Genomic DNA, 1,699 nt, shown 5'->3' with positions numbered 1-1,699 from the left:
GGGTCTGGCCGGAATTTGATGATGGGCCAGGCTTATTGGGCGAGGACGCGGGTGCGGAGGAGGTCGAAATTGGCACGTCCGTACATGGCCCTCTTGTATGCCTTAATCCGGCAGACGGCTCCCTCGACAGCGCCACTGCTCCAGGGCAGGGTGAGTCCGTTGCGGACGGCGTCGTAGTCCTTGAGCAGCCCGTCGGCGAAGCCGCGCAGCTGTGGGATGCTGCCCGCCTTGGCCTGGTTGATCCAGTCGTCGAGTTGCTGGCCGCGGCGGTGGCGCGGCATATCAGCGAACCCCGTGACCAGCCTTTCGAGCTCACGCAGGGTGTCGCAGCGGTCGAGTGCGTGCTGCAGGTCAGTGAGTTCGTCGGTGGTGAGTTTGTGTCGGGGCCGCATGAACAGGCTGGTGAGCTGGCGGGCGGTGACCGGTTGTTTCGCCGTCCATACCGGCGCCGGGGCGCTGTTCTCACGCCAGGTGTGGATGAGCCGGCGGACCGAGCGTTCACTGCCGCGGTAGCCACGCTGGCGGAGTTCACCGAACAGCAGCCGTGCGTTGCTGCAGCCGTCTTCCCACCGTCCCGCGAGGTAGGGCACGTGCGGGTCGAGGGCGCTGCCACGTCGTGGCACCGGGGTGAGAAGCTCGTCGACGGTGCCGGCCAGGCGGTAGCGGCGCACGGTCTTGCCGTCCAGATTCAGTGCTTTCGCGATCGCGGTCGGGCCGACGCCCTTGGCGACCAGCGCATGGATCTCGGCATGGCGTTGCCGGGTCGCCGCTTCTCGCCCTGCTGTTGCCGGTGTCTGGCCCGCCGGTGCCGGGGCGGGTTGGGCGACCGCTGCGTGTTCGTCGTCCTCGCGCAGGCATTTACGGTGCGCGCGAACAACTTTGTCGACTGCAGTGGTCAGATTGTGGAGCAAATGCCACCTGTCCGCGATTTGAATCGCTTGCGGCGCACCGCGACTGGCACCGTCAGCATACGGACCGCCGCGGTCGCGACACACTACGCGAATGCCTGGATGTTGGGCCAACCAGGCGGCGAGGGTGTCGGAGGTTCGGTCAGGCAGCAGGTCGACCGGCCGGTGGGTACGCATGTCGATCACCACGGTGCCGTAGATGTGGCCGCGCCGGATAGCCCAATCGTCGACACCGACCTCCACCAGCTCACCGACCGCCGGCAGCCGGATCGCACGCACGAGCCCCAACAACGTTGATCGCGACACCTCCACCGCCAGCTGCCTCGCCATCCTCGCACCTGGCCGACCACCCAACGCCAGCCCGACCCGCGTCAGCAACTCGGCCACCAACGGACTGCGCCGCTGATACCGAGCAGCCAGCCCTGCGACCTGCTCGGAGAAGATCCGGCGCTCGCAGTGAGCGGCCTCGCACCGAAACCGGCGCACCATCAGCCGGATCACCACTTCCCGGCCCGCAACGGCCAGGTCCACGATCGTGCGCCGGTAACGGCTGTGCACCACCGACGAGCCACACCCACACCGCGTGCAAACAGCCGAAGAACCGCAGGTCGACGCATCGAACACGATCCGACCGCCCATCGCTGATACGTCATCGAGACGAACCACCCACAGATGCGGAAAGAGAAGGCTCACAACATGTTTCGCCACACCATCCAACACCACGAACTGCGTCTATATCCGATCCGCCTGCGCGACAGATGGATCGACACGCGCCCGATCATCAAATTCCG

General features: G+C 66.4%; 1 protein-coding gene. It reads right to left on the bottom strand.

Going from position 1 to position 1,699, the window contains the following annotated elements:
• Nucleotides 1–32: 32 nt before the first annotated feature.
• The gene (locus ACFYOW_RS49570; RefSeq protein WP_387299163.1) at nucleotides 33–1,547 is read right to left on the bottom strand and encodes an ISL3 family transposase; all 1,515 of its coding nucleotides are present in this window, start codon (nucleotides 1,545–1,547) and stop codon (nucleotides 33–35) included.
• Nucleotides 1,548–1,699: the final 152 nt, after the last annotated feature.

The organism is Nocardia sp. NPDC006982 (assembly GCF_042869435.1).
Taxonomy (GTDB): domain Bacteria; phylum Actinomycetota; class Actinomycetes; order Mycobacteriales; family Mycobacteriaceae; genus Nocardia.
Note: the sequence above shows the minus strand (reverse complement) of the source record. Positions and strands in the feature narration are given on the sequence as shown.